Below are 23,687 nucleotides of genomic sequence, written 5' to 3' on the forward strand. Positions count from 1 at the left end.
GTTCATTCTGCCCAATGTACGGTCAATTCATCCAGAACAGCCGCAATCGGGGCGTTCCGGGGGGTGAGATCGGCTGCGCGTTCAAGAGCGGCACGTTTTTCGGCACCAAAAATCACCAGATGTTTGGACATTGCCCCATCCAGCACATGCGCCGACAGGCTGATGCGCGGCTCCTGACCCTCGGCGTAGATCGGCAGCGCCACAGGGGCATCTGCGGCCAAAGCAGCCTCAAGCCCCTCGGCCCCTGGAAACAGCGATGCGGTGTGCATGTCTGCACCCATCCCCAACAGCAACACCGAAATCGGCAAATGTGCATCCAGATCCTCGCTGACCAGCACAGCGCCGGCGTCGACATCCAGACCGTCGCGATACAGCGGTTTGAACGTCGCGGCCACCGCACGGTCGACCAGCAGCCGACGCCGCAACAGCGCCCCGTTCGAGCGGTCCGAAGTTTCGTCAACCCAGCGTTCATCGGTCAGGGTGACATCGACCCGGTCCCAATCCAGCCGCGCCGCCGACAGCACGTCGAAAATCGGGCCCGGAGTTGTCCCCCCCGGCACCACCAAAGTGGCGCGATCATGGGTCAACAAGATGTTTTCCAAAGCGCCCGCCATCTTTCTGGCCACTTCCATCGCCAGCAAATCACGGTCAAGATACTCTTGTAAGATCATGGCTTTACCTCGCGCCAGACGCGGGTGTCGCGGGCCAGCATCTGCACCGCATCACCGGGGCCTGCACTGCCGCTTTCATAGGGCTTGGGCACTTCGCCGCGCGCCTCCCATCCTGCGATGATCGGGTCGGTCCAAGCCCATGCCGCCTCGACCTCGTCGCCGCGCATGAACAGGGTCTGGTTGCCACGGATCACATCCATGATCAGCCGTTCGTAGGCGTCAGGCGTCTCTTCGGCGTCCTCGCCAAGCGCTTCGGCAAAGGTCATGTCCAAGGGCACATCAACCAGCCGCATCCCGCCCGGTCCCGGCTCTTTGATGGTTACATTCAGCGTGATGCCTTCGTTGGGTTGCAGCCGGATCGACAGGGTGTTGCGGTGGTCCTGCTTTTCGCCAAAGATTGAATGGTTCAGCTCTTTGAACACCACCGAAATCTCGCTGGAACGCGCCACCAGACGTTTGCCGGTGCGCAGATAGAACGGCGTGCCCGCCCACCGCCAGTTTGAAATACCGACCTTCATTGCCACATAGCTTTCGGTGCGCGAACGCGGGTCTTCCACAGCTTCGCGATAGCTGGGGCCCTCCTCGCTGGCTTCGTATTGGCCGCGCACCACATGGTGCGGTGCAACCGGATCAAGCGCCCGGATCACTTTCAGCTTTTCGTCCCGCACCGCGTCGGGGTCGAACTTGCTGGGCGGTTCCATGGCGATCAGACACAAAAGCTGCATCAGGTGGTTCTGCACCATGTCGCGCATCGCACCCGAACGGTCATAATAATCGCCCCTGCCCCCGACTCCGACGGTTTCCGCCACGGTGATCTGGATGTGATCGACGTATTGGGAGTTCCACAGCGGTTCGAACAGCATATTGCCAAAGCGCACCGCCATCAGGTTTTGCACGGTCTCCTTGCCCAGATAGTGGTCGATACGGTAAATCTGGCTTTCGTCGAAATGCGCGGCCAGCGAGGCGTTCAGCGCCTTGGCCGTGGCCAGATCACGGCCAAAGGGTTTTTCGACCACAATCCGCGTCTGGTCATTGGTCAGCTTCCAATGATGCAGGCGCGACGCCAGATCGCCGAACAGACCGGGTGCAACCGAAAAGTAAAAGGCCCGCACCACGTCGCGCCCGTCCATCAGCTTGACCATCTCGGCCCAGCCATCGTCCCCCTTGGCATCGACCGTGACATATTCCAGCCGCGTCTGGAACGCCTCAAGCGTGCCGTTCTCGCAGGACTTGCCACCACCAAATTCACGAATCGCTTCGGCAACAAAGGCGCGATATTCTTCCCGCGTCATCTCGGACCGTGCGGCCCCGATAACGCGCGCATCATCGGGCATTTGCCCCGAACAGAAGCGCCGGAACAAGCCCGGCAGGATTTTACGACGGGCCAGATCACCCGTGCCCCCGAAGATGACCAGATCAAAAGGATCGACCGGAATAACGCGCGAAACCATGCTGTAGGCCCTTGTTTCATGATATGTTAGCGCAAACATGCCCTAAACCCGCCCCGATCACAATAGTGTCAGGCCAAGTGCTTCGGCTATTCACGCCTTTTCGGTTACCCTACCACAAAAGAAACAGAGGCAAAGACCAGAGGGTGCGCCGGAATGAAAGACATTGCAGATGCTCAATCACAGGGCAACGCGGGCAAATTTCAAGACCCACAGCGCACAGCCAAGGGCGAGGAACGCGCAACCGTCGCGCTGACCCACCCCGAAACGCTGTGGTTCAACACCGGCACCCTGTGCAACATCGAATGCGTGAACTGCTATATCGAAAGCAGCCCGACCAATGATGCATTGGTCTATATCACGGCTGATGACGTGCGCGATTACCTGGACCAGCTGGCCGACCGCAATTGGGGTGTGCACGAGATTGCCTTTACCGGCGGCGAACCGTTCATGAACCCCCAGATGATCGACATGGCGCAGGCCGCGCTGGAACGCGGCTATGATGTGTTGATATTGACCAACGCGATGCGTCCGATGATGCGCAAACGGATGCAGGACGGATTGGTACAGCTGAATGCGCGCTTTCCCGGCAAGCTGACCCTGCGCATTTCCGTCGATCACCACCGCGCCAGCCTGCATGACGCCGAACGCGGCGCGGGCAGTTTTGCCAATACGCTGAAAGGCATGGAATGGTTGCGCGACAACGGCTTTCGCATGGCGGTTGCCGGGCGCTCGATCTTTGAAGAGGACGAAACCCAATCGCGCGCCGGATATGCCGCTTTCTTTGCCAGACACGACTTTGACATTGACGCATACAACCCTGGAATGACTGTGCTTTTTCCTGAAATGGACGAACGGGTTGACGTCCCCGAAATTACCACGGCCTGCTGGGGCATTCTGAACAAGTCCCCCGATGCGGTCATGTGTTCCTCATCGCGCATGGTGGTCAAACGCAAGGGCGCTGACAGCCCTGCGGTGCTGGCCTGTACCCTGCTGCCCTATAGCCCTGCATTCGAACTGGGCACCACTTTGCAACAGGCCGAAGGCCCCGTCGCGCTGAACCACCCGCACTGCGCGAAATTCTGTGTGCTGGGCGGCGCAAGCTGCTCTGCGTGACGGGTTTCTTCATTTGACATAGACAGTTACGCTGGCGAGACTGGGGCCCTGATCAAAAGGAAACCGGATATGAAATCATATATTGCCAGCGCCGCAACCGCTCTTGTTCTGGCCTCGGCGCAAGTGTCATCGGCCCAGTCCGTCAGCGCGTCGAACCCTGAAACGTTGACAAAATTGCTGGGCGAGTCCGGCTATCCCACTGAAATCGTCACTGACAGCTACGGTGATCCGCAGATCAAGACCGAGATGGAAGGCACCAAGGTCGATATCAATTTTTACGGCTGCGACGACGGACGCAATTGCCGCGATATCCAGTTCCGGGCCAGCTTTCAAACCTCAGGCAACGTATCTATGCGCACTCTGCACGACTGGAACCGCGACTTCTATCTCGGCAAAGCCTATGAAAACAATGAGGGCCTTGCCGTGATCGAACATGCCGTCGCTGGTGTTGACGGCATGTCGCGCTATACGTTCGAACGCATTCTGTCGCGCTGGAACAATGCGGTGGACAGCTTCAAGGAACACATCGGATTCTGATCCGGTTCAATGAATTCGGAATTCACCGACCTGGTTGCGCCATTCCCCCGGCGCAATCAGCTTGCGATGGGTAAAACGCACCGAATGTAGCGGCCCCTCGATCTCGCGCTGCCAGAATTCGACAAATTCGAACAGCCGCGGATGGTCGGGGGCGGTGTCGTAGTCCTGCCATGTATAGCTGTTCAGCACATGGGCATAATCGGGCATGTGATAGAAGAATTCAGCCGTGGTCAGCCCGTATCCCTTCAGCATCATTTCCGTTTCCGAGACCTGCATTTTGCGCACCTTTCATGCTGCTTTTCTTTCATCCTGCCACAGCCAGATTAATTTTCAATAAAAACAATGTGTTGGCACTCTACCCGCTGTGCTGCCAATGTCACAGAGACGCCTGCCATTGCACCTCATATACCGCTTCTGATAGGGTTGCTCACAACATATAGACACTCAGAAAAAGACGGGCAGCCAAGTGAACGACACGCCAGAAACACCTGAGAACAATGATGAAATGCCGCCAGAGCGTCCCGTTTTCTCCGGGCCCTCGGTCACCATCGAACACGAGATGCGCACATCCTATCTGGATTATGCCATGTCGGTCATCGTCAGCCGCGCAATCCCCGATCTGCGCGACGGGCTGAAACCGGTTCACCGCCGCATCATCTATTCGATGTACGAAAAAGGCATCACGCACGACAAGACCTATCGCAAGTCCGCCAAATCGGTGGGCGACGTCATGGGTTCGTATCACCCGCACGGCGACAGCGCGATTTATGACGCGCTGGTGCGCATGGCGCAGGATTTCTCGATGTCGCTGCCCTTGATCGACGGTCAGGGTAACTTTGGCTCGATGGACGGCGACAGTGCTGCGGCGATGCGCTACACAGAATCCCGCCTGGACAAGGTCGCGTCCTACATGACCAGCGATCTGGACAAGGAAACCGTAAACTTTATCGACAACTACGACGGTAAAGAACGCGAACCCACGGTCCTGCCCGCCCGTTTTCCCAACATGCTGGTGAATGGCGCCGGTGGTATCGCCGTCGGCATGGCCACCAACATTCCGCCGCACAATCTGGGCGAGGTGATCGACGCCTGTCAGGCGCTGATTGAAAACCCCGATCTGACCTCGGAAGAGCTGATCGACTATATCCCCGGCCCCGATTTCCCGACGGGCGGCATCATGCTGGGCCGTTCGGGCGCGCGCAAAGCCTATCTTGAGGGGCGTGGCAGCGTCATCATGCGCGCCAAGACCCGTGTCGAAGAAATCCGCAAGGACCGCTTTGCCATCATCATCGACGAGATTTGCTATCAGGTGAACAAGTCGACGATGATCGAAAAAATCGCCGAACAAGTGCGCGAGAAAAAGATCGATGGCATCGCCCATGTTCAGGATGAATCCGACCGCAACGGTGTGCGCGTGGTGATCGAGCTCAAGCGTGATGCAACCGCCGAAGTGGTGATGAACCAGCTGTTCCGCTTCACTCCGATGCAAACCTATTTCGGCTGCAACATGCTGGCCCTGAACGGTGGCCGCCCCGAACAGCTGACCCTGCGCAAATTCCTGACGTACTTCATTGATTTCCGCGAAGACGTGGTGGCCCGCCGCACGGCCTTCCTGCTGCGCAAGGCCCGCGAACGCAGCCACATCCTGTGTGGTCTGGCGGTTGCGGTCACCAACATCGACGAAGTCGTGGCAACGATCCGGTCGTCGGCCGACGCCGCCGAGGCGCGTGAAAAGCTGATGACGCGGCGGTGGCCTGCGGAATCGATCCTGCCCTATATCGCGCTGATCGACGATCCGACCCACACCGCCAACGACGACGGCACCTATAACCTCTCCGAAGCGCAGGCGCGCGCGATCCTGGAACTGCGCTTGCAGCGTCTGACCCAGATCGGCGTCAAGGAAGTCACCGACGAGTTGGAAGAGCTGGCCCGCAAGATCAAGGAATACCTTGAAATCCTGAGCAGCCGCGAAAAGATCATGCGCATCATCTCGGACGAGCTGGCCGAGGTCAAAGACCAGTTCGCCGTGCCCCGCCGCACCGAGATTGTGGACTGGTCCGGCGACATGGACGACGAAGATCTGATCGCCCGCGAGGACATGGTCGTGACCGTCACCTCGGGCGGCTATATCAAACGCACGCCGCTTGCCGATTTCCGCAGCCAGAAACGCGGTGGCAAAGGTGTGTCGGGGATGCAAACCAAGGAAGAGGATGTCATCACCACCCTCTTTGTGGCCAACACCCATACGCAGCTGCTGTTCTTCACCACCGATGGCATGTCCTACAAGCTCAAGACATGGCGCCTGCCTCAGGGGGGCCGCACCTCCAAGGGCAAGGCAATCGTCAACATCCTGCCGATCCCGGCCGGAGTCTCGGTTGCGGCGATCATGCCGGTGGACCGTGACGAGGCCGACTGGGACGACTTGCAGGTGGTCTTTGCCACCTCGGCCGGCACCGTGCGCCGCAACAAGCTGTCGGATTTCACCAACGTCATGCGCAACGGCAAGATCGCGATGAAGTTCGAGGGCGAGCATGAAGGCACCACGCTGATCAATGCGCGGATTGCGTCGAACGACGACGATGTCATGCTGATCAGCAACTCGGGCCGCGCCATCCGCTTCCCTGCAACAGACGTGCGGGTGTTCAACTCACGCGCTTCGGTCGGGGTGCGCGGGATCAAACTGGGTGCCAAGGAATCCGTGGTGTCCATGTCGATCATCCGCCACTTTGATGCCACATCCGAAGAACGCACCGCCTATCTGAAGATGCGTCGCGCCATGGCCGGTCTGGCGGATGAGGATAGCGACGAGGAAGAAGCCCCCGCCGATCCGAACTTCTCGAACGAACGTTATGTCGAGATGTCGGCGGCTGAAAACCTGATCCTGACCATCACCGCGAACGGCGCAGGCAAGCTGAGCTCCAGCCACGACTACCCCGTGCGTGGACGTGGTGGCCTGGGTGTTACAGCGATGGACAAGGCGATGCGCGGCGGCGAGATCGTGGCCTCGTTCCCGGTCGAGATGGATGACCAGATCATGCTGGCCACATCCAAAGGCCAGTCGATCCGCGTGCCGGTCGAAGGCATCAGCTTCCGCTCGCGCAGTGCAGGCGGTGTGCGGGTGTTCAACACAGGCAAGAACGAAGAAGTTGTCAGCGTTGCCTGGATTGCCGATCAGGGTGATGACGCAACTGCGGCTATCGAAGATGCAGGTGAAACGCCGGACAGCGACAGCTGATCCGGCGTCGGCCACACCAGTCAAAACGCAAAATGGCGGCTCTTTACAGAGCCGCCATTTTCTATTTCGGGCCGCGCTTCCGCGCGGAAATACTTATGACTTAGTCCGAAGCCGAAGTCGAAGTTGTTGTCGAGTCGTTGCCGCCACCCGCAGCCAGAGCGATCAGAACCAATGCGCCAGCACCGGCAGCAACTGGGCCAAGATCCCCAGCCGACAGAACCGCACCATCGTCGTCGTCACGGATGCACAGACGTTTCACAACGCCATCATCCACAAAGGTGTCTGCTTTGCACATGTAATTAACACCGTTCGAACCCAGCACGTAGACGGGGTATTCGGGGTTACCTGTTGCGCCATCGACTTCAACCTGACGCACTACGCCTTGCGCCATCGCCGAGCCCGCCATCAGTGCGCTCAATGCGACTGCTGAAATGAACTTCTTCATATGAACCTCCATTTGATTCGTTAATTCTCTCTTACTAGACTAACACACAGAAGATTGCATCTGTTCCATAGCCAAAACTGCGCAGGTCGGACCCTGCGGCCTTACCTTTGCCGAATTTGATAGATTTGCGTGCAATTTGCAATGCGAAAAGGCTTTTGACAAACATCATGCAGTGCAAATCAAACGCAACTGAAACCAAAATACTACAGGTTATAGATGCCTGAAAATTTTTCCTTGAGATAGGCTATCAGCGGCAGCTCTGTCGGCTCGATTCCGCTTGCCATTGTGATGGTCACACGCGGATCGTACAACCCACCATTGACCTGCACATTGTCACGCAGCCAGTCAGTGGCAGGTGCGGTGTTGCCCTGCGCCAGATGGTCATCCAGATCCGGCACAGCGGTGCGCAGCGTCTGGTGCAGGCAGCCCGCATAGACATTGCCCAGCGAATAGGTCGGGAAGTATCCAAACAGGCCCACCGACCAGTGCACATCCTGCAACACACCGTTGCTGGCCTTGTCGACAGCATAGCCAAAGTCGGCCTTGAACCGGTCGTTCCATGCGGCTTCCAGATCGGCAACCGCCAGATCACCCGACATCAGCGCGCGTTCCAGATCAAAGCGCAACAGAACATGAAGGTTGTATTGCACTTCGTCGGCCTCGGTGCGGATATATCCGTTGTTGACGCTGTTCACACAGGCATAAAACGCATCTTCGTCGGCAATGCCAAAATCGCCAAAGGTGTCCTTCATCTGCCCGAACAACCAGCCGGTAAAGGCGCGGCTGCGGCCGATCTGGTTCTCGTAAATGCGGCTTTGGCTTTCGTGCACGCCCATCGACACGCCCTGCCCCAGCGGTGTCAGCAGATAGGCCTGGTCGATGTTCTGCTCATAGGTGGCGTGGCCGACCTCGTGGATGGTCGAATAAAAGCAATTGAACGGGTCGGTCGGGTTGGTGCGCGTAGTAATGCGCACATCGTTGCCGCTGCCCGAGCTGAACGGATGCACCGCCTTGTCGACGCGGCCCCGCTGCATGTCATAACCAAAGGTGCGCGCCAGCTGGCGGCTCAGCTTCATCTGCGCCGCTTCGTCAAATGTGCCGGTCAGGCTGGCAGGTTTTTCCGCCTCCAGCACGGCGGCACGCAGCTCTGCCAGAACCGGTCGCATGGCCGAAAACATCGCCTCAAGCTCGGCTCCGGTGGTGCCGGGTTCATAGTCTTGCAGCATCGCGTCATACAGATCGCCGCCAGCAGCAAGCGCCGCGCCCTCTTCGCGCTTCAGCGCCACAACTTCGTCTAGCACCGGCGCAAAGGCGGCAAAATCATCCTCGGCGCGCGCTTCGGCCCACTTGCCTTGGGCAACCGACGTCAGCCGCGCCAGTTTGCTGGCCAATGCAGCGGGCACCTTGGTCGCGCGGGCATGGCTACGCCGGATATGGCGCATCTGCGCCTGTCCCACCGCGTCCAGCGTGCTGTCGTCGATCCCGTCCAGCCAGTCGCCCACCTGCGGCGCGGTACGGCGCGCGTGCAGCACGGATTCCATCGCCGCCATTTCCTCGCCGCGCTGGTCTGCGGCACCGCGTGGCATCATGGTTTCCTGATCCCACCCCAGACGCCCCGCCACCTGGGCCAAAGCCTGTGTATCACGGTCGTAAGCCATCAGCGCGTCATAGAGGGTCATATAAGATCAGCCTTCACGAATTGAGGATTGGATAGGGTAAGCAGTGAGGAACCGCGCCCGCAGGATCAAGACCCACAGGACCACGGCCAGACATTGATGCAGGATCGCCACCTGCCACGGCGCGCCATACAGCACGGTGGTGATGCCAAGGGCGATCTGCAAAGCCAGCGCGGCAAAGACAGCGTTGAACGCAAACCGCGTGCGCCGGTGCGCGCTGCGCCGTCCGCGCAGCCAGACCACAACGCCAAAGACCGCCAGCAGATAGCCGGTGATACGGTGAATGAACTGCACCAGTCCGGGGCTTTCAAAGATGTTGCGCCACATCGGCTCGACCGGAAACGCATTGGGCGGGAACCATTGCCCGCCCATCATCGGCCAGTCGGTATAGCTGCGGCCTGCGTCAATGCCCGCGACCAGCGCGCCGATCAGGATTTGCAGGAACGCGAAATGCAGCAATCCGGTGGACAGGCCGAACAGCCTGGCCTCTTTGCTGCGGCGCGTTTGCATCAGGTCGCGTTCGGTGCGGCCCAACTGTAATATGTACCACGTCAGCACGCCCAGGATAATGAACGCCAGCCCCAGATGGGTGGCCAGCCGGTAGCTGGCAACACTGGTCGCGCCCTCGCCTTGCGTTACACCGCTGGACACCATCCACCAGCCAATCGCGCCCTGCGCGCCGCCCAGCAGCCCCACCAGCCACAGACGTTTGCTCCAGCCCACCGGCACCTGACGGCGCACGGCAAAATAGGCAAAGCCCAAGGCCCAGACCAGCCCGATCACACGGCCCAGCTGGCGATGGCCCCATTCCCACCAGTAAATCGCTTTGAAATCAGCCAGATCCATCCACTGGTTCATGATGCGGAACTGGTCAATGGCCTGATATTTGGCAAATTCCTCTTCCCAATGAGCCTGCGTCAGCGGCGGCATCGCGCCGGTGAAGGGTTTCCACTCGGTGATCGACAATCCGCTGTCGGTCAGCCGCGTCAGCCCGCCCACGGCGATCATCACAAAGACCAGCGCAAACAGCACCATCAGCCAGATGCGGATGCCCCGCCGCGCGCCGCGCCGTCCACGGTCGATCACACCAGTGGCCGGTGCGGTTTTGGCCGCCGCCTCGGGGCTTGCGACCTCTTCGAAAATGCTACGTTTGCCGCTCATTGTCTGGTCCTCGTCTTTGACGCGCAACCTAGGGCCGCGCCGCGCGATGGTCCAGAACCATCATGCCCCATCAGGGCCGCTTTTGCGCCCATCGGACCATCTGCCGCATCACCCCATGCAACATCTGCACATCGGCGCGGGTCAGCGGCATCCGGCTCCACATGTTGCGCAGGTTGGTGCGCATGCTGGCCGACTTGTGTTCGGGAAAGAAAAAGCCCGCCTCGTCCAGCGCATCCTCGTAGTGCACGGCCAGATGCTCGACCTCGACGCCCTGCGCCCAGTCGGTGCCCGCCATCTCGTCGCTGCGGTGCACAACCTCGCCGCTGGCGCGCATCCACTCGTATCCCACCAGCAACACGCATTGCGCCAGATTGAGCGAGGCGAATTTCGGGTTCACCGGCACCGATATGATCGCATTGGCCCGCGCGATGTCCTCGTTCTCCAGCCCTGCGCGTTCCGGGCCGAACATCACGGCGACCTTCTGGCCCTGTGAAATCCGGTCAGCGGCATCACGCATCGCCGCTTCGGGCGACAGCACCGGCTTGGTCAAATCGCGCGCCCGCGCGGTGGTGGCATAGACATAGGTGCAGTCGGCCAAAGCATCCGGCAGATCCGGCGACAGCTGCGCCTCGTCCAGCAACCGCCCCGCCCCCGAGGCCAACGCCACAGCCGATTGGTTCGGCCAGCCATCGCGGGGTGCGACGATGCGCATCCGGTCCAGACCAAAGTTCCACATCGCCCGCGCGGCGGACCCGATGTTTTCGCCCATCTGCGGGCGCACCAGCACAAAGAAAGGAATATCGCTCATGCCGCCCCCATACACAGCCCCGCGCCGGTGGAAAAGCCCCCCGACACATGCACGCGCGTGTTTCCTTTCCCCGCACGATCCGCTATCTGCGCTGCCAGTGACGACAAAGGATCAGACGATCATGGCCGAGACCGAGCAGCAGCCGCAACTTTACCTTATCAGCCCGCCCGAGCTGGAACTGTCGCAGTTTCCCGACACGCTGGCGCGGGTTCTGGACGCCCATGCCATCGCCTGTGTGCGGCTGGCGCTGGACACCAAAGACGAAGACCGCCTGTCCCGCGCCGCCGATGCGCTGCGTGCGGTGACCGATGCGCGCGATGTGGCACTGGTGATCACCGACAACGTGCCGCTGGCCGAACGGCTGGGACTGGACGGGGTGCACCTGACGATCCCCGGATCGGTGCGAGATGCGCGCAAGGTGCTGGGCCCCGATGCCATCGTCGGCGCCTTCTGCGGCGGATCGCGCCACGACGGGCTGTCGGCGGGCGAAGCGGGTGCGGATTACATCGCCTTTGGTCCGGTGCAGGGCAAGACGCCCGACGATGACAGCTTTGCCGAGGCAGAGCTGTTCCAGTGGTGGTCCGAAGTCATTGAAATCCCTGTCATAGCCGAGGGCAACCTGGACCGCGCACAAATCGCGGCCCTTGCTCCGTTCACCGACTTTTTCGGCATTGGTGCGGAAATCTGGGGTCAGGACGACCCTTCGGCCGCCCTGACGGCCCTGTTGGCCGATATGTAAAAACCGACAGGCGGCGGGTGTTACAAGAACACCCGCTCGACCACCCACCACGCGCCGATCAGCGCGATCACCAGTGATCCCGTGATCGAGATGGCGCGGAACATCACATCCCGCTCCTGCACAAAGATCTCGTCTCCGTCCAGCTCGACCGAACGGGCCGCCGCGACGGACAGTGCAACGATGATCGCCGCCAGCGCCACCACAGTCAGCTGTCCCACCTCGACGCCCACGTTGAACCCCAGCAACGCCGGAATGAACTGATCCGCAGGCAGACCAAATTCGCCCAGCACCGAGGCAAACCCCAGCCCGTGCAACAGGCCAAAGCCGAAGATCACAAAGGGCCGCCACGGCGACAGCTTGCGCCAGAATATATTCTCGACCGCAACGTAAACGATGCTGGCGGCAATCAGCGGCTCGACAATGCTGCCCGGTATGCTGACGATCCCCAGCGCCCCCAGCGCCAGCGTGACCGTATGCGCCACGGTGAAGGCACTGATCTGCAACAGCAAAGGCCGCCATGCAGTGCTCAGCAGGAACAGCCCCAGCACAAACAGGATATGGTCTAGCCCCTGCGGCAGAATGTGATCGAACCCCACGGGGATATAGCCCGCGAAAGTGCCCCAACCGGTCAGCGCACCGCCACCTGACAGGGCAATTGCACCGCTGTCCGCGCCGCTTTCCACATAACCGGTGAACGGATCATCGACGCCCTGCTGGCGCAACACCAGCGACCCCTGCCCCTTTGGCCAGGCCACCACCACCTCGGATGCACCCGACGGCAGCTGCCCCACCAGCGTCAGCAACGACTGGCGCGGCTGCGCGGGGTCAGGCGCTTCGGCGACCTCGAAACCTTGCAGCACCAGCGGCACCGCTTCGCCATCCGCCCGCAGCATCGGCAGGGCGTTCCACTGCTGGACCAGCCCTGTCATCTGCGCTTCAATCTCTTCCACGGGCCGCGCGCGCAGGGCGTCGTAATCCTCGGCCTGCGCGGCCTCGTCCGTGTCGCTGACCGCGTCCATGTCGATGCCGGCAAGAAACGCCTCGACGTTGGCGCGCATCTGGATCGTGACAGTGCCGCCCTCATCGCTGAGGTCCGCAATGGTTGGCAGGATCTCGTGCGCGTTCGCCGCTGACGCAACCGTCAGCAGCCACAGGGTTGACATTGCTGCAATACGGCGCAGCTTTCTCGTTAACTTAACAAAAGGGTTTATCATGCGTTTGTCCCGGTTCGTGTTTCTCGCCGCCATGTTCCTCGCCTCCTTTGCGGGGGCCAATGCGGTCATTGCCCATGAGTCTTGGCTCGAACCGCAACAGTATCAAGTCGAAAGCGGCGGAGACCTGAAAGCTGACCTGAAAAACGGTCAGAATTTTGCCGGATCGACGCTGGCCTTCTTCAAAAGCAACATCGTCCGCTTTGACATGATCATGGGCGAGACATCCGTGCCCGTCGACGGGCGTCTGGGCGATATTCCCGCGCTCGACACCCCGGCGCCTGCGGTCGACGGTCTGCTGGTGCTGGTCTATCAATCCACTGTATCCTCGCTGAAATACAGCGAATGGGAAAAATTCCTGTCTTTCGCCAAGCACAAGGATTTCAGGACCGCCGAGGCCGACCACATCGCCGCGGGCTGGCCACAGCAGGATTTCCGCGAGGTTTATGCCCGCTACATCAAATCGCTGGTGGGGGTCGGCAATGGTGAAGGCGCGGATAAGGTCACCGGCATGGAGACCGAGTTTGTTGCCCTGACCAACCCATATTCCGCCGCCTTTGACGGCACCATGCAGGTGCAGGTGCTGTATCAGGGCGCGCCGCGCACCGATGCGCAGGTCGAAATTTTCCACCGCGATCCAGCAGGCGACGTTAACGTAACCACCACCCGCACCGACGATCAGGGCGTCGCCACCATTCCCGTCACTCCGGGCAGCGAATACCTGCTGGATGCGGTGGTGCTGCGCCCCTATGCGGGGGACAAGGACGCGATGTGGGAAACGCTGTGGGCGGCGCTGACGTTCAAGGTGCCCGAATAGGGAGCGAATGCCTTGCATAATGCAGCGCTAACAGCCATGAAACGCGGATGAAAAAGACAGCAGACATTTTGTGTATCGGATCGGTCCTGTGGGATGTGATCGGGCGCTCTGCCTCGGTCATGCGACAGGGGTCGGACGTGCCGGGACGGATCACCCGCCTGCCCGGTGGCGTGGCGATGAACATCGCGATGACACTGGCGCGGTTCGGCCTGACGCCTGCGCTGCTGACGGCGATTGGCCGCGACGCCGAGGGCGACGAGCTGATGGCCGCCTGCGCCGCGCGTGGCATGATCACCGACACCATTTACCGGTCGGACGACCTGCCGACCGACCGCTACATGGCGGTCGAGGGGGCAAACGGGCTGATCGCTGCCATCGCAGACGCCCATTCACTTGAGGCCGCAGGCGCCAAGATCCTGCGCCCGCTGACCGATGGCACCCTGCCCGCGCCCTACGCCGGGCTGGTCGCGCTGGATGGCAACCTGACACTGGACCTGCTGGCCGAGATCGCCACCGGCGACGCGCTGGCACAGGCCGATCTGCGCGTCGCCCCCGCCTCGCCCGGCAAGGCCGAGCGGCTGACGCCCTTTCTGAACAACCGCCGTGGCACGCTTTATGTGAACTGCGAAGAGGCCGGCCTTTTGTGTCAGACAACCTTTGCGACCGCCCCCGACGCCGCCGCCGCCCTGCTGGACCGCGGCGCTGCCCGCGTTCTGGTTACCAATGGCGGCGATGATGCCGCCGAAGGCGATGCCACGGGCGGCGTCATTCACGCCACACCGCCGCAAGTGCTGGTCACCCGCGTGACCGGCGCCGGCGATACCTTCATGGCCGCCCATATCGCTGCAGAAGCCCGCGGCGCAGACCGCCACGCGGCCCTTGCGCAAGCTCTGGAAGCAGCCGCCATCTATGTCTCAGGAGACACCCCAAATTGACCCATTCCTACGCCCGCTCCTCCGAAGTCGCCAACGCCCAGGCCAGCGGATCGCCCGTTGTCGCGCTGGAAAGCACGATCATCACCCACGGAATGCCCTATCCGCAAAACCTTGAGGTTGCGCGGCAGGTCGAGGAAGACGTGCGCGCCGCCGGGGCCACGCCTGCGACAATGGCTGTCATCAAGGGCCGCTTGCATGTGGGTCTGACCGACAAGCAACTGGAAGCATTGGCGCAGGCCAAGGATGTGGACAAGATCAGCCGCGCCGACATGGCCGTGTGCATGGCCAAGGGACGCACCGGCGCCACCACCGTCGCCGCCACGATGATCGCCGCCCGTCTGGCCAACATCAGCGTCTTTGCCACCGGCGGCATCGGCGGTGTACACATGGGCGCGGACCAGACCTTTGACATCTCCGCCGACCTGATGGAACTGGCACAGACCGCCGTCACCGTGGTGGCGGCAGGCCCCAAGGCGATTCTGGACATCCCCAAAACGCTGGAAGTTCTGGAAACCCAGGGCGTGCCCGTCATCGCCTTTGGCCAGGACGCGCTGCCGGCCTTCTGGTCGCGCAGCGCCGGTTTTGACGCGCCCCTGCGCATGGACAACGCCGCCGAGATCGCCGCCGCCCACAAGATGCGCGCCCGCCTCGCCGTGCCCGGCGGGCAACTGGTGGCCAACCCGATCCCCGAAAGCGACGAGATCGCACCCCAAGTGCTGGCCCCGATCATCGCACAGGCCCAGGCCGAGGCCGACGCCCAAGGCATCAGCGCCAAGGCGGTCACGCCCTTCCTGTTGCAACGTATTTTCGAGCTGACCGAAGGCCGTTCGCTGACCGCAAACATCGCACTTGTGCGCAATAATGCACGGCTGGCTGCACAGATTGCAGTCGAAATGACCCATTTGACCTGAAAGACGTTGTTGCAAATCACCAACCGGTGTTGAAGGCGGCGGTAAAATCCCTATTTTCGAAGCGTCTGCCGCTGGATCGTAGAATCCACTTTTTCCGGGAACCTGATGAACACACCTTTTGACGAGGAACCACGCCGCAAAGCCAGCCTGCTCGGGCGTTTGCGCGCATCCTTCCTGACCGGACTTGTGGTGATTGCGCCCGTGGGGCTGACAATCTGGCTGATCTGGACCGTTGTCGGCTGGATTGACGGCATGGTGCTGCCTTTCGTGCCACGCGCCTATCATCCCGACCGGATGATCCAGGATTTCTTCGGCTTCGCCCGCGACTCGCAGATCAACGTGCGCGGCATCGGAGTGATCATCTTTCTGGTGTTCACCATCGTTGTCGGCTGGATGGCCAAGGGGCTGATCGGCCGCTCGGTCCTGCGCTTTGGCGAAAGCCTGGTGGAACGCACGCCGGTGGTGCGCTCGATCTATTCGGGGATCAAACAGATTTCCGAAACCGTCTTTGCCCAGTCCGAGCGCAGCTTTGAAAAAGCCTGTCTGGTCGAATATCCCCGGCGCGGCATCTGGGCCATCGGCTTTGTCTCGACAACCGCCAAAGGCGAAATCAGGAACCGTGCGGGCGATCTGGGCCCGTTGATGTCGATCTTTTTGCCAACCACGCCAAACCCGACCTCGGGCTTTTTGCTTTTTGTCCCTGCCGAAGAGGTCATCGAACTGGACATGAGCGTAGAAGACGCCGCAAAACTGGTGATCTCGGCAGGGCTGGTTTACCCGAACGCCAAGGATCCGACCCAGCCCCCGGAATAGGATCAGCTGTACATCGCCCGCATATCAATGCTGGAACGTTGGCTCAGATCATCGAAATGCTGCTTTAGAAACGTGTCAGCCGCCAAACGGCCCGCTTCCTTGAGCCGCCCCAGAACATAACCGTTGGGCACAGTCTTGGTGGCCACCGACAAATCGTTCATCAGATCATCGTCGGCAATCATGTGCATGTGCACACGCGCCATACGCTCCTCGGGGATGGTGCCGTCGTCCAGCAACCGCTGCACCAGCGCAATCGCCCGCATCTCGCGCAACAGGGACGAATTGAAACTGATCTCGTTGATCCGGTTCTGGATCTGTTGCGGCGTATAAGGGACATCCTCGCGCTCCAGCGGGTTGATGTTGATCACCACAATATCCGGTGGCAGCCTTTTCTCGAAGAACGGGAACAGCGCGGGGTTTCCGGTATAACCGCCGTCCCAGAACGCTTCGGTGCGTCCGGTCTGGCTGTCGAACACCTCGACCGCCTGAAACAGCGTCGGCAGACAGGCCGAAGCCATGATGACATCAGCGTTCACCTCGTCTGCCTTGAACACCCGCAGCTTGCCATTGCGCACCCGCGTGGCGTTGACGAAGAATTCGGGGCCAGCGTCAGCGCACACCTTGTCGTAGTTGAACGCCTTGACGATCGGGGTAAGCGGATTGGTATAGAACGGCCCCAACGCATAGGGCGACAGCCCGTGGCTGATCGCCTCGCCCATCAGATAGAGCGGATTCATCTCCATCGCCCGACTGACACCGCGCACCCCAAAAGGGGCCATCCAGCTTTCGGCCTCGACACCTTGCAGCCCCGCAACCTCGTGCCACAGCGCATCCAGCGCCGCCCGCGCGCCCTCGGCCCCGCCGGTGACAATGCCGGATTTCAACGCCGCGCCGTTCAGCGCGCCCGCAGAGGTGCCGGAAATGGCGGCGATTTCAATCCTGTCGTCCTCCAGAATGCGGTCCAGCGCCCCCCAGGTGAATGCGCCATGCGCGCCGCCACCTTGCAGGGCCAGGTTGATGCGTTTGCGTGTCATATCAGAGCCTTTCGGTCCGCCGCAGACTTCAGGAGCCTCCGGCGGGAGTTTATTGGCAAGATGAAATCGGCGGACCCGCGTTAAAGCGCCGTCCAGCCGCCGTCGACGCTGATCGTGGTGCCGGTGATCTGTGCCGCCGCGTCCGAGCACAGGAAGGCCGCCGTGCCGCCAACCTGTTCCGTAGTCGCAAATTCCTTGCTGGGCTGGCGGGTCAGCATCACGTTCTGGATCACCTCTTCGCGGGTCATGTTGTATTCTTTCATCGTGTCGGGGATCTGCTTTTCGACGATGGGAGTCAGCACATAGCCCGGACAGATGGCGTTGACCGTGATCGGATCGGTCGCGGTTTCCAGCGCGACTGTTTTGGTCAGCCCGACGATGCCATGTTTCGCCGCAACATAGGCGGATTTATAGGGCGATGCGGTCAGACCATGAGCCGAGGCGATGTTGATGATCCGCCCCCAGCCGCGTTCACGCATACCTGTGACCGCAACCGCGCTGGTGTGAAAGGCCGAGCTGAGATTGATCGCGATGATCGCATCCCACTTGTCGACCGGAAACTCTTCGATTGCGGCGACATGCTGGATGCCTGCGTTGTTCACCAGAATGTCGCAGCCGCCCGCGGCCACAACCAGACGGCGGCAATCCTCGGCCTTGGACATGTCCGCCTGAATATAGCGCACATCCACACCCAGACTGCGCGCCAGCTCGGCGGCCAGATCGTGATCTTCCTCGGAATCGGTAAAGCTGTTGAGAACCAGATTGGCCCCCGCCTTGCCCATTTCCTTGGCAATGCCCAGCCCGATTCCCGAGTTGGACCCGGTGATAACGGCGGTTTTGCCAGACAGATCGGTTGTGATGGCCATGATATGCTCCTTCGGGGTTTTCTGAATGCTGCGGCAACTCTGCCATGCTGCACCTGCAAAAGGAACGCCAAAGCGCAGATCGCGGTTCCAACCGTGCGGCGCGGGGGATCTGGATGCATCTGTCGCACCGGCCAGTTGACGCCGAGCCAAAAAAAACGCCAGCACGAAGCTGGCGTTAAGTTATTGAGGCAGGTTTCATACAGGCAAGAAACCTATCGAGCAGTGAGTTCTTTATAAGCAATCTGTGGCGCAGGGCCAAGCTAAAAGTTTGAAATCACCCGAAAGCCCAGATACCGCTGGAGCAAGCAAAACAAGGGCAGAAGGGAATTGTCGCCAAAATGGGCTCCAATATTTTCCAAAAAGGTCTTCGCAATATCACAATTGCGGCACTGATTCTCTGCGGTGGCGCCGCTGCAACCGAACCCCTGCATGGCATAGCTATGTATGGCGATCCCGCCCTGCCACCCGATTTTGTGTCACTCCCTTATGTGAACGCCGACGCACCGCGCGGCGGGGCCATCGTGCTGGGCAACACCGGCGGCTTTGATTCCCTCAATCCCTTCGTGCGAAAAGGCAACGTGCCCTGGCAGCTGGCCACCTTCACGCACGAAAGTTTGATGGGCCGCTCTCTGGACGAACCGTTCACTTTGTACGGTCTGCTGGCCGAATCGGTCGAGGTTTCCGACGACCGGACCGAAGTGCGATTCGTCCTGCGCCCCGAGGCGGCTTTTTCCGATGGAACACCCGTTACGGTTGAAGACGTGATCTGGAGTTACAAGACCTTGGGCACCGAAGGGCATCCAAGATACCACGGGCTGTGGGCGCAGATCACCTCGATCACGCAGGACGGGCCGCGCGCGGTCAAGATGACCTTTGCGCCCGGAAACCGCGAACTGGCCCTGCTGGCGGGTATGCGCCCGATCCTCAGCAAGGCCCAGTGGGAGGGGCGCGATTTTGCCAATGCACCGCTCTCGGATGTGCCCCTGGGCACTGGTCCCTATGTGGTCAGCGATTACGAAGGCGGGCGGTTTGTGCAACTGACCCGCAACCCCGACTATTGGGGCGCGGATGTGCCGGTGCGGCGCGGGACCAACAACTTTGACAGCATCCGCATTGATTTCTACGGCGACAGCACCGTGCTGCTTGAAGGGTTCAAGGCGGGCGAGATTTCCGCAATCCGCGAGTTCAACGCCGAACGCTGGACCTCGCAATATGATTTCCCCCGCGCGCTGAACGGCGATGTGGTGCAGACAGAGATCCCCCATGGCAAGCCGTCGGGCATGACAGGCCTTGCCATGAACACCCGCCGTGCGCCCTTTGACGACTGGCGGGTGCGTGCTGCACTGATCCATGCGTTCAACTTTGAATATATCAACGACACGCTGACCGGGGGCGCGCAGCCGCGCATCACCTCGTATTTCTCGAATTCGGTTCTGGCGATGCAACCCGGCCCTGCCGCACCCGACGTCGCCGCGCTGCTGACCCCCTTTGCCGCCGATCTGCCCGAGGGCACGCTTGCGGGTTATGCCCTGCCCGTTTCCGACGGCAGCGCGCGCAATCGCAAGGGTCTGCGGGCCGCCACCAAACTGCTGCAAGAGGCCGGATTTTCCGCCGAGGGCGGCACCCTGCGCGGCCCCGACGGTACGCCATTCACCTTTGACATCCTGCTGCCCAAAGGCAGTACCGAAAACATCGCCATTGCCGATATCTATGTGGGCGCGCTGGCACGTCTGGGCATCACGGCCACCATCGAAACCGTTGACGATGCGCAGTTTCTGGCCCGCACCAACAGTTTCGATTTCGATATGACCTATTTCCGCCGCGCCCTGTCGCTGTCTCCGGGCAACGAACAGCGCTATTACTGGAGCAGTGAAGCCGCCGACGCCGAAGGCTCGCGCAATCTGCCCGGCATCAATAGCCCCGCCGTCGATGCAATGATCGACGCAATGCTGGGGGCCGAAGGACAGGACCAGTTTGTCGCCGCCACCCGCGCGCTGGACCGAGTGCTGACAGCGGGGCGCTATGTCATTCCGTTCTGGCAATACTCGGAAGGGCGCATTGCCCATATCAAACAGATGAAACACCCCGAAATAATCCCGATTTACGGTGACGGGCCCAATTACATGCCTGAAATCTGGTGGTGGCAGGATTGATGTCACGACTCCGTTACATTCAGGCAGTAGCGGCAGTCGCATGAATGTAGCTGTGCTGTGCACCGGAAACCCGGCCCGGTCGATCCTGTTGGAACATATCCTGAATGAAACCGGCCCTGGCCGCCTGCACGCCTTTCTCGTTCATCCGGTCGGCTCCAGGAAGACCGGCGCATTGCGGACCCATCTGAAACGGGCGGGCACCCTGCAATGATGCGCAAACTGGCGGCCGAAGGGCTGGGCACCGCATTGCTGTTGGTGGGCGTGGTCGGCTCTGGCATCATGGGACAGACGCTGGCGGACGGAAACACCGCCATCGCGCTCTTGGCCAATGCGGTGGCCACGGGCTGTATGCTTTACGTGATCATCACCACGCTGGGGCCGGTTTCGGGCGCGCATTTCAACCCCGCTGTGACGCTGGCCTTTTGGCTGCGCGGCGAGATCACGACGCGCCCCGCCGTCGGTTACGTTCTGGTTCAGATCGCGGGCGGGATCGTCGGCGTCTGGGCGACACATGCGATGTTCGATCAACCGATCCTGCAAGCCTCGACCACCATGCACCGCACCGGTATCGCGCAATGGTGGTCCGAGGCGATGGCGACGTTCGGGCTGTTGTTCGTGATCTTCGGCGGCCTGAAATCACGTCCCGAGGCAGTGCCTGCGTTGGTCGCCTTCTACATCACGGGGGCCTATTGGTTCACCGCATCCACCAGCTTTGCCAACCCTGCGGTGACCATTGCACGCGGCTTTTCCGACACGTTTGCGGGCATCTATCCCGGCCATATCGCGGCCTTTATCGTGGTGCAGCTGGTCACGGTGCCGCTGGCGCACCTGATCCTGACGTGGCTGTTCCGTGACTAGTCAGGTCAGCGAGGTCACCCAAAGGATCATCGCATCCTCGGGGCTGGTGCTGACCACGTTGTGGCCCATGGTGGCGTCGTAATAGGCACTGTCGCCACGGCGCATCTCGATGGGCTCGTAGAACTCGGTGTAAAGGGTGATGACACCCGTCAGCACATAGAGAAACTCTTCGCCGTCATGGCGCACCCAGCCGTCGAATTCGTCCATGCTGCGGGCGCGCACGCGGGCGCGGTACGGCAACATCTGCTTTTTCACCAGCGTTTCGGCCAGCAGTTCGTGCTCATAGGTCGCCGTGGCCTGCTGGTTGCCCTGCCCGTTCTTGGTGACTGCCATACGCCCGTTCACACGCTCGGCCTGTGGCGGGGTGAACAGCTGTGGCACAGAAATCTGCAAGCCCACCGCCAGCTTTTTCAGTGCGTCATAGGTGGGCGACATCTGACCGTTCTCGATCTTGGACAGGGTCGAGCGCGCAATGCCCGCCTGTTTCGCCGCCTGTTCCAGCGTCCAGTCGCGCGCCTTGCGCAGATCGCGCACCCGCGCCCCCAGGTCGAGAGGCTGCGCAGGCATATCCTCGCCGCTGGTGCGGGCGATTTCGATCAGAGATCTGGGGCTTTTTCCGGTCATGACCGTTTCTATAAGCTGCGCCCCAACGCCTTGCAACGACGCTGCGGGCGGGCTACCGATTTGCCATGCTGTCCATCTTTGCCCAAGGGGTTCACCCCCGCTGCCCCGCTCCGTTCAACATGGCCGATCACGTCCTGCGTGCAGGTGCCGCGCGACCTGATCATCCGGCGCTGAGCATCCTGCATTCGGATCATTCCGACGACTGGACCTATGCCGACCTGATTGCCGCCATTCGTGGCACCGCGACGGGGCTGCTGCAGCACGCCGAGGCCGGGCAGATGGTGTTGATGCGGCTGGGCAATACGGTGGATTTCCCGATTGCCTACCTTGGGGCCATCTGGGCGGGTCTGGTGCCGATCCCGACCTCGGCGGCGCTGACGGATCCCGAGGTTGCGGCGATCCTGGCCGAATTGCCCGTGGCCGCGATCCTGCGCGATTCGGCTGTGTCCTGCCCGGATGATCCGCGCTGCATCCCGCTGGACAACCTGCAAGCAATGCGTACTCTGCCTCCTGCGAATGCTGCCATGGGCGATCCCGACCGGCTGGCCTATGTCATCTACACCTCGGGCACCTCCGGCAAGCCGCGCGCCGTGGCCCATGCGCACCGTGCGATCTGGGCGCGCGGGATGATGCATCAGGGCTGGTACGGGCTGCGCAGCGATGACCGGCTGTGCCATGCGGGTGCGTTCAACTGGACCTATACGCTGGGCACCGGCCTGATGGATCCCTGGACACTGGGCGCCACGGCGCTGATCCCCGCGCCGGGCACCGCTGCGGCGGATCTGCCCGATCTGCTGGCCCGCCACCGCGCCACCATCTTTGCCGCCGCTCCCGGCGTCTACCGCCAGATGCTGAAGGGTCGCGAAACGCTGCCCCTGCCCGTCCTGCGCCACGGGCTGAGCGCGGGGGAAAAGCTGCCCGACCGCATTCGCGACGCATGGGTCGCGGCCACGGGCACGCCTGTCTACGAGGCTTACGGCATGTCCGAATGTTCCACCTTCATCTCGTCCAGCCCGACCAATCCCGCCACCGCAGGCGCATCCGGCCAGCCGCAACCGGGCCGCCACATCGCCATTGTCGATGACACCGGCACCCCCCAACCCATCGACCAGCCCGGTATCATTGCCGTGCATCGCAGCGATCCTGGCCTGATGCTGGAATATATCGGCGCGCCCGAGGAAACCGCCCAGAAATTTGCAGGCGACTGGTTCCTGACCGGAGACGAGGCGCAGATGGACGCCGATTATCAGATCACCTATCTGGGCCGCGCTGATGATATGATGAACGCAGGCGGCTACCGTGTCTCTCCCATCGAGGTGGAACAGGCCCTGTTGTCACATGGCGGCATCACCGCCGTCGCCGCGACCGACGTATTGGTCAAAGCAGACACCCGCGTGATCGCCGCCTTTTACACCGGACCCACAGCACTGGACGAAACCGAACTGAAAGCCTGGGCCGAACCGCGCCTGGCGCAATACAAACGCCCCCGTCTGTATATCCATATCGACGCCCTGCCCACAGGTGCCAACAACAAGATCCTGCGCCGCCAGTTGCGCGCGGCCTTTGACGCCGGCCAGATTCCGGGCCAGATCACACCCACGTAAGCGGGGGTGCATCCAGCCCCAAACC

General features: G+C 61.3%; 22 protein-coding genes and 1 pseudogene. 12 read left to right on the plus strand and 11 right to left on the minus strand.

The window, feature by feature from the left end; translation table 11 throughout:
- Positions 1-2: 2 nt before the first annotated feature.
- Together pgl and zwf are read right to left on the minus strand one after the other, a co-directional pair.
- Complete coding sequence (gene pgl / locus DSM107133_RS10500) at positions 3-671, minus strand: 6-phosphogluconolactonase (protein WP_114295416.1); 669 nt, start codon at positions 669-671, stop codon at positions 3-5.
- The gene (zwf, locus tag DSM107133_RS10505) at positions 668-2,122 is read right to left on the minus strand and encodes a glucose-6-phosphate dehydrogenase (RefSeq protein ID WP_114295417.1); all 1,455 of its coding nucleotides are present in this window, start codon (positions 2,120-2,122) and stop codon (positions 668-670) included. The genes pgl and zwf overlap by 4 nt, the downstream gene beginning before the upstream one ends.
- A gap of 153 nt (positions 2,123-2,275) precedes the next feature.
- Here zwf and DSM107133_RS10510 point away from each other — a divergent pair, with 153 nt between their 5' ends.
- Entirely contained in the window at positions 2,276-3,235 is a 960-nt protein-coding gene (locus DSM107133_RS10510; RefSeq protein WP_114295418.1) for a radical SAM protein, read from the plus strand.
- A gap of 69 nt (positions 3,236-3,304) precedes the next feature.
- Positions 3,305-3,772, plus strand: a complete 468-nt coding sequence (locus tag DSM107133_RS10515) for a YbjN domain-containing protein (protein ID WP_114295419.1) — start codon at positions 3,305-3,307, stop codon at positions 3,770-3,772.
- Between the two features lie 6 nt (positions 3,773-3,778).
- Here the strand turns inward: DSM107133_RS10515 and DSM107133_RS10520 are convergent, their stop codons facing one another.
- Positions 3,779-4,048 (minus strand): usg protein, encoded by a 270-nt coding sequence (locus DSM107133_RS10520; protein ID WP_114295420.1) that lies wholly within the window; start codon positions 4,046-4,048, stop codon positions 3,779-3,781.
- 190 nt (positions 4,049-4,238) lie between these two features.
- Between DSM107133_RS10520 and gyrA the strand changes: the two genes are divergently transcribed.
- Positions 4,239-7,007: a DNA gyrase subunit A gene (gene gyrA / locus DSM107133_RS10525; RefSeq protein ID WP_114295421.1), complete on the plus strand. Its 2,769-nt coding sequence runs from the start codon at positions 4,239-4,241 to the stop codon at positions 7,005-7,007.
- A 100-nt stretch (positions 7,008-7,107) separates the two neighbouring features.
- On the opposite strand, the gene DSM107133_RS10530 is transcribed toward gyrA, so the two are convergent.
- The 4 genes from DSM107133_RS10530 to DSM107133_RS10545 form a co-directional block, all read right to left on the minus strand.
- Positions 7,108-7,452, minus strand: a complete 345-nt coding sequence (locus DSM107133_RS10530; protein ID WP_114295422.1) for a hypothetical protein — start codon at positions 7,450-7,452, stop codon at positions 7,108-7,110.
- A gap of 203 nt (positions 7,453-7,655) precedes the next feature.
- Positions 7,656-9,131 (minus strand): carboxypeptidase M32, encoded by a 1,476-nt coding sequence (locus tag DSM107133_RS10535; protein WP_114295423.1) that lies wholly within the window; start codon positions 9,129-9,131, stop codon positions 7,656-7,658.
- A gap of 6 nt (positions 9,132-9,137) precedes the next feature.
- Entirely contained in the window at positions 9,138-10,289 is a 1,152-nt protein-coding gene (gene ctaA / locus DSM107133_RS10540) for a heme A synthase (RefSeq protein ID WP_114295424.1), read from the minus strand.
- A 70-nt stretch (positions 10,290-10,359) separates the two neighbouring features.
- The gene (locus DSM107133_RS10545; RefSeq protein ID WP_114295425.1) at positions 10,360-11,097 is read right to left on the minus strand and encodes an RNA methyltransferase; all 738 of its coding nucleotides are present in this window, start codon (positions 11,095-11,097) and stop codon (positions 10,360-10,362) included.
- 121 nt (positions 11,098-11,218) lie between these two features.
- Between DSM107133_RS10545 and DSM107133_RS10550 the strand changes: the two genes are divergently transcribed.
- Positions 11,219-11,836, plus strand: coding sequence for a thiamine phosphate synthase (locus tag DSM107133_RS10550; protein WP_114295426.1), 618 nt, complete (start codon positions 11,219-11,221; stop codon positions 11,834-11,836).
- 20 nt (positions 11,837-11,856) lie between these two features.
- Here DSM107133_RS10550 and DSM107133_RS10555 read toward each other — a convergent pair whose 3' ends face one another.
- Entirely contained in the window at positions 11,857-12,999 is a 1,143-nt protein-coding gene (locus DSM107133_RS10555; RefSeq protein WP_240310690.1) for a HupE/UreJ family protein, read from the minus strand.
- A 49-nt stretch (positions 13,000-13,048) separates the two neighbouring features.
- On the opposite strand from DSM107133_RS10555, the gene DSM107133_RS10560 reads away from it, so the two are divergent.
- From DSM107133_RS10560 to DSM107133_RS10575, 4 genes are all read left to right on the plus strand, one after another.
- The gene (locus tag DSM107133_RS10560) at positions 13,049-13,864 is read left to right on the plus strand and encodes a DUF4198 domain-containing protein (RefSeq protein WP_240310691.1); all 816 of its coding nucleotides are present in this window, start codon (positions 13,049-13,051) and stop codon (positions 13,862-13,864) included.
- Between the two features lie 47 nt (positions 13,865-13,911).
- Positions 13,912-14,799 (plus strand): PfkB family carbohydrate kinase, encoded by an 888-nt coding sequence (locus DSM107133_RS10565; RefSeq protein WP_037928671.1) that lies wholly within the window; start codon positions 13,912-13,914, stop codon positions 14,797-14,799.
- Positions 14,796-15,710, plus strand: a complete 915-nt coding sequence (locus DSM107133_RS10570; protein WP_114295427.1) for a pseudouridine-5'-phosphate glycosidase — start codon at positions 14,796-14,798, stop codon at positions 15,708-15,710. The genes DSM107133_RS10565 and DSM107133_RS10570 overlap by 4 nt, the downstream gene beginning before the upstream one ends.
- Before the next feature lie 105 nt (positions 15,711-15,815).
- On the plus strand, positions 15,816-16,523 hold the full coding sequence (locus tag DSM107133_RS10575) for a DUF502 domain-containing protein (protein ID WP_114295428.1): 708 nt from the start codon (positions 15,816-15,818) through the stop codon (positions 16,521-16,523).
- Positions 16,524-16,525: 2 nt separating this feature from the next.
- On the opposite strand, the gene DSM107133_RS10580 is transcribed toward DSM107133_RS10575, so the two are convergent.
- Both DSM107133_RS10580 and DSM107133_RS10585 read right to left on the minus strand, forming a co-directional pair.
- Positions 16,526-17,557, minus strand: coding sequence for a patatin-like phospholipase family protein (locus DSM107133_RS10580; protein WP_114295429.1), 1,032 nt, complete (start codon positions 17,555-17,557; stop codon positions 16,526-16,528).
- A gap of 80 nt (positions 17,558-17,637) precedes the next feature.
- The gene (locus tag DSM107133_RS10585) at positions 17,638-18,423 is read right to left on the minus strand and encodes a 3-hydroxybutyrate dehydrogenase (protein ID WP_114295430.1); all 786 of its coding nucleotides are present in this window, start codon (positions 18,421-18,423) and stop codon (positions 17,638-17,640) included.
- 440 nt (positions 18,424-18,863) lie between these two features.
- Here DSM107133_RS10585 and DSM107133_RS10590 point away from each other — a divergent pair, with 440 nt between their 5' ends.
- The 3 genes and pseudogenes from DSM107133_RS10590 (at position 18,864) to DSM107133_RS10600 (ending at position 21,434) form a co-directional block, all read left to right on the plus strand.
- Positions 18,864-20,576, plus strand: coding sequence for an extracellular solute-binding protein (locus DSM107133_RS10590; protein ID WP_114295603.1), 1,713 nt, complete (start codon positions 18,864-18,866; stop codon positions 20,574-20,576).
- A gap of 40 nt (positions 20,577-20,616) precedes the next feature.
- Positions 20,617-20,712 (plus strand): annotated as a pseudogene (locus DSM107133_RS10595) (arsenate reductase ArsC); the annotation flags it as partial.
- A gap of 71 nt (positions 20,713-20,783) precedes the next feature.
- Entirely contained in the window at positions 20,784-21,434 is a 651-nt protein-coding gene (locus DSM107133_RS10600) for an MIP/aquaporin family protein (protein WP_114295431.1), read from the plus strand.
- Here the strand turns inward: DSM107133_RS10600 and DSM107133_RS10605 are convergent, their stop codons facing one another.
- Positions 21,435-22,058, minus strand: a complete 624-nt coding sequence (locus tag DSM107133_RS10605) for an XRE family transcriptional regulator (protein WP_114295432.1) — start codon at positions 22,056-22,058, stop codon at positions 21,435-21,437.
- Between the two features lie 65 nt (positions 22,059-22,123).
- Between DSM107133_RS10605 and DSM107133_RS10610 the strand changes: the two genes are divergently transcribed.
- Entirely contained in the window at positions 22,124-23,662 is a 1,539-nt protein-coding gene (locus DSM107133_RS10610; protein WP_114295433.1) for a class I adenylate-forming enzyme family protein, read from the plus strand.
- Positions 23,663-23,687 lie beyond the last annotated feature (25 nt).

Source organism: Pseudosulfitobacter sp. DSM 107133 (assembly GCF_022788695.1).
GTDB lineage: Bacteria > Pseudomonadota > Alphaproteobacteria > Rhodobacterales > Rhodobacteraceae > Pseudosulfitobacter.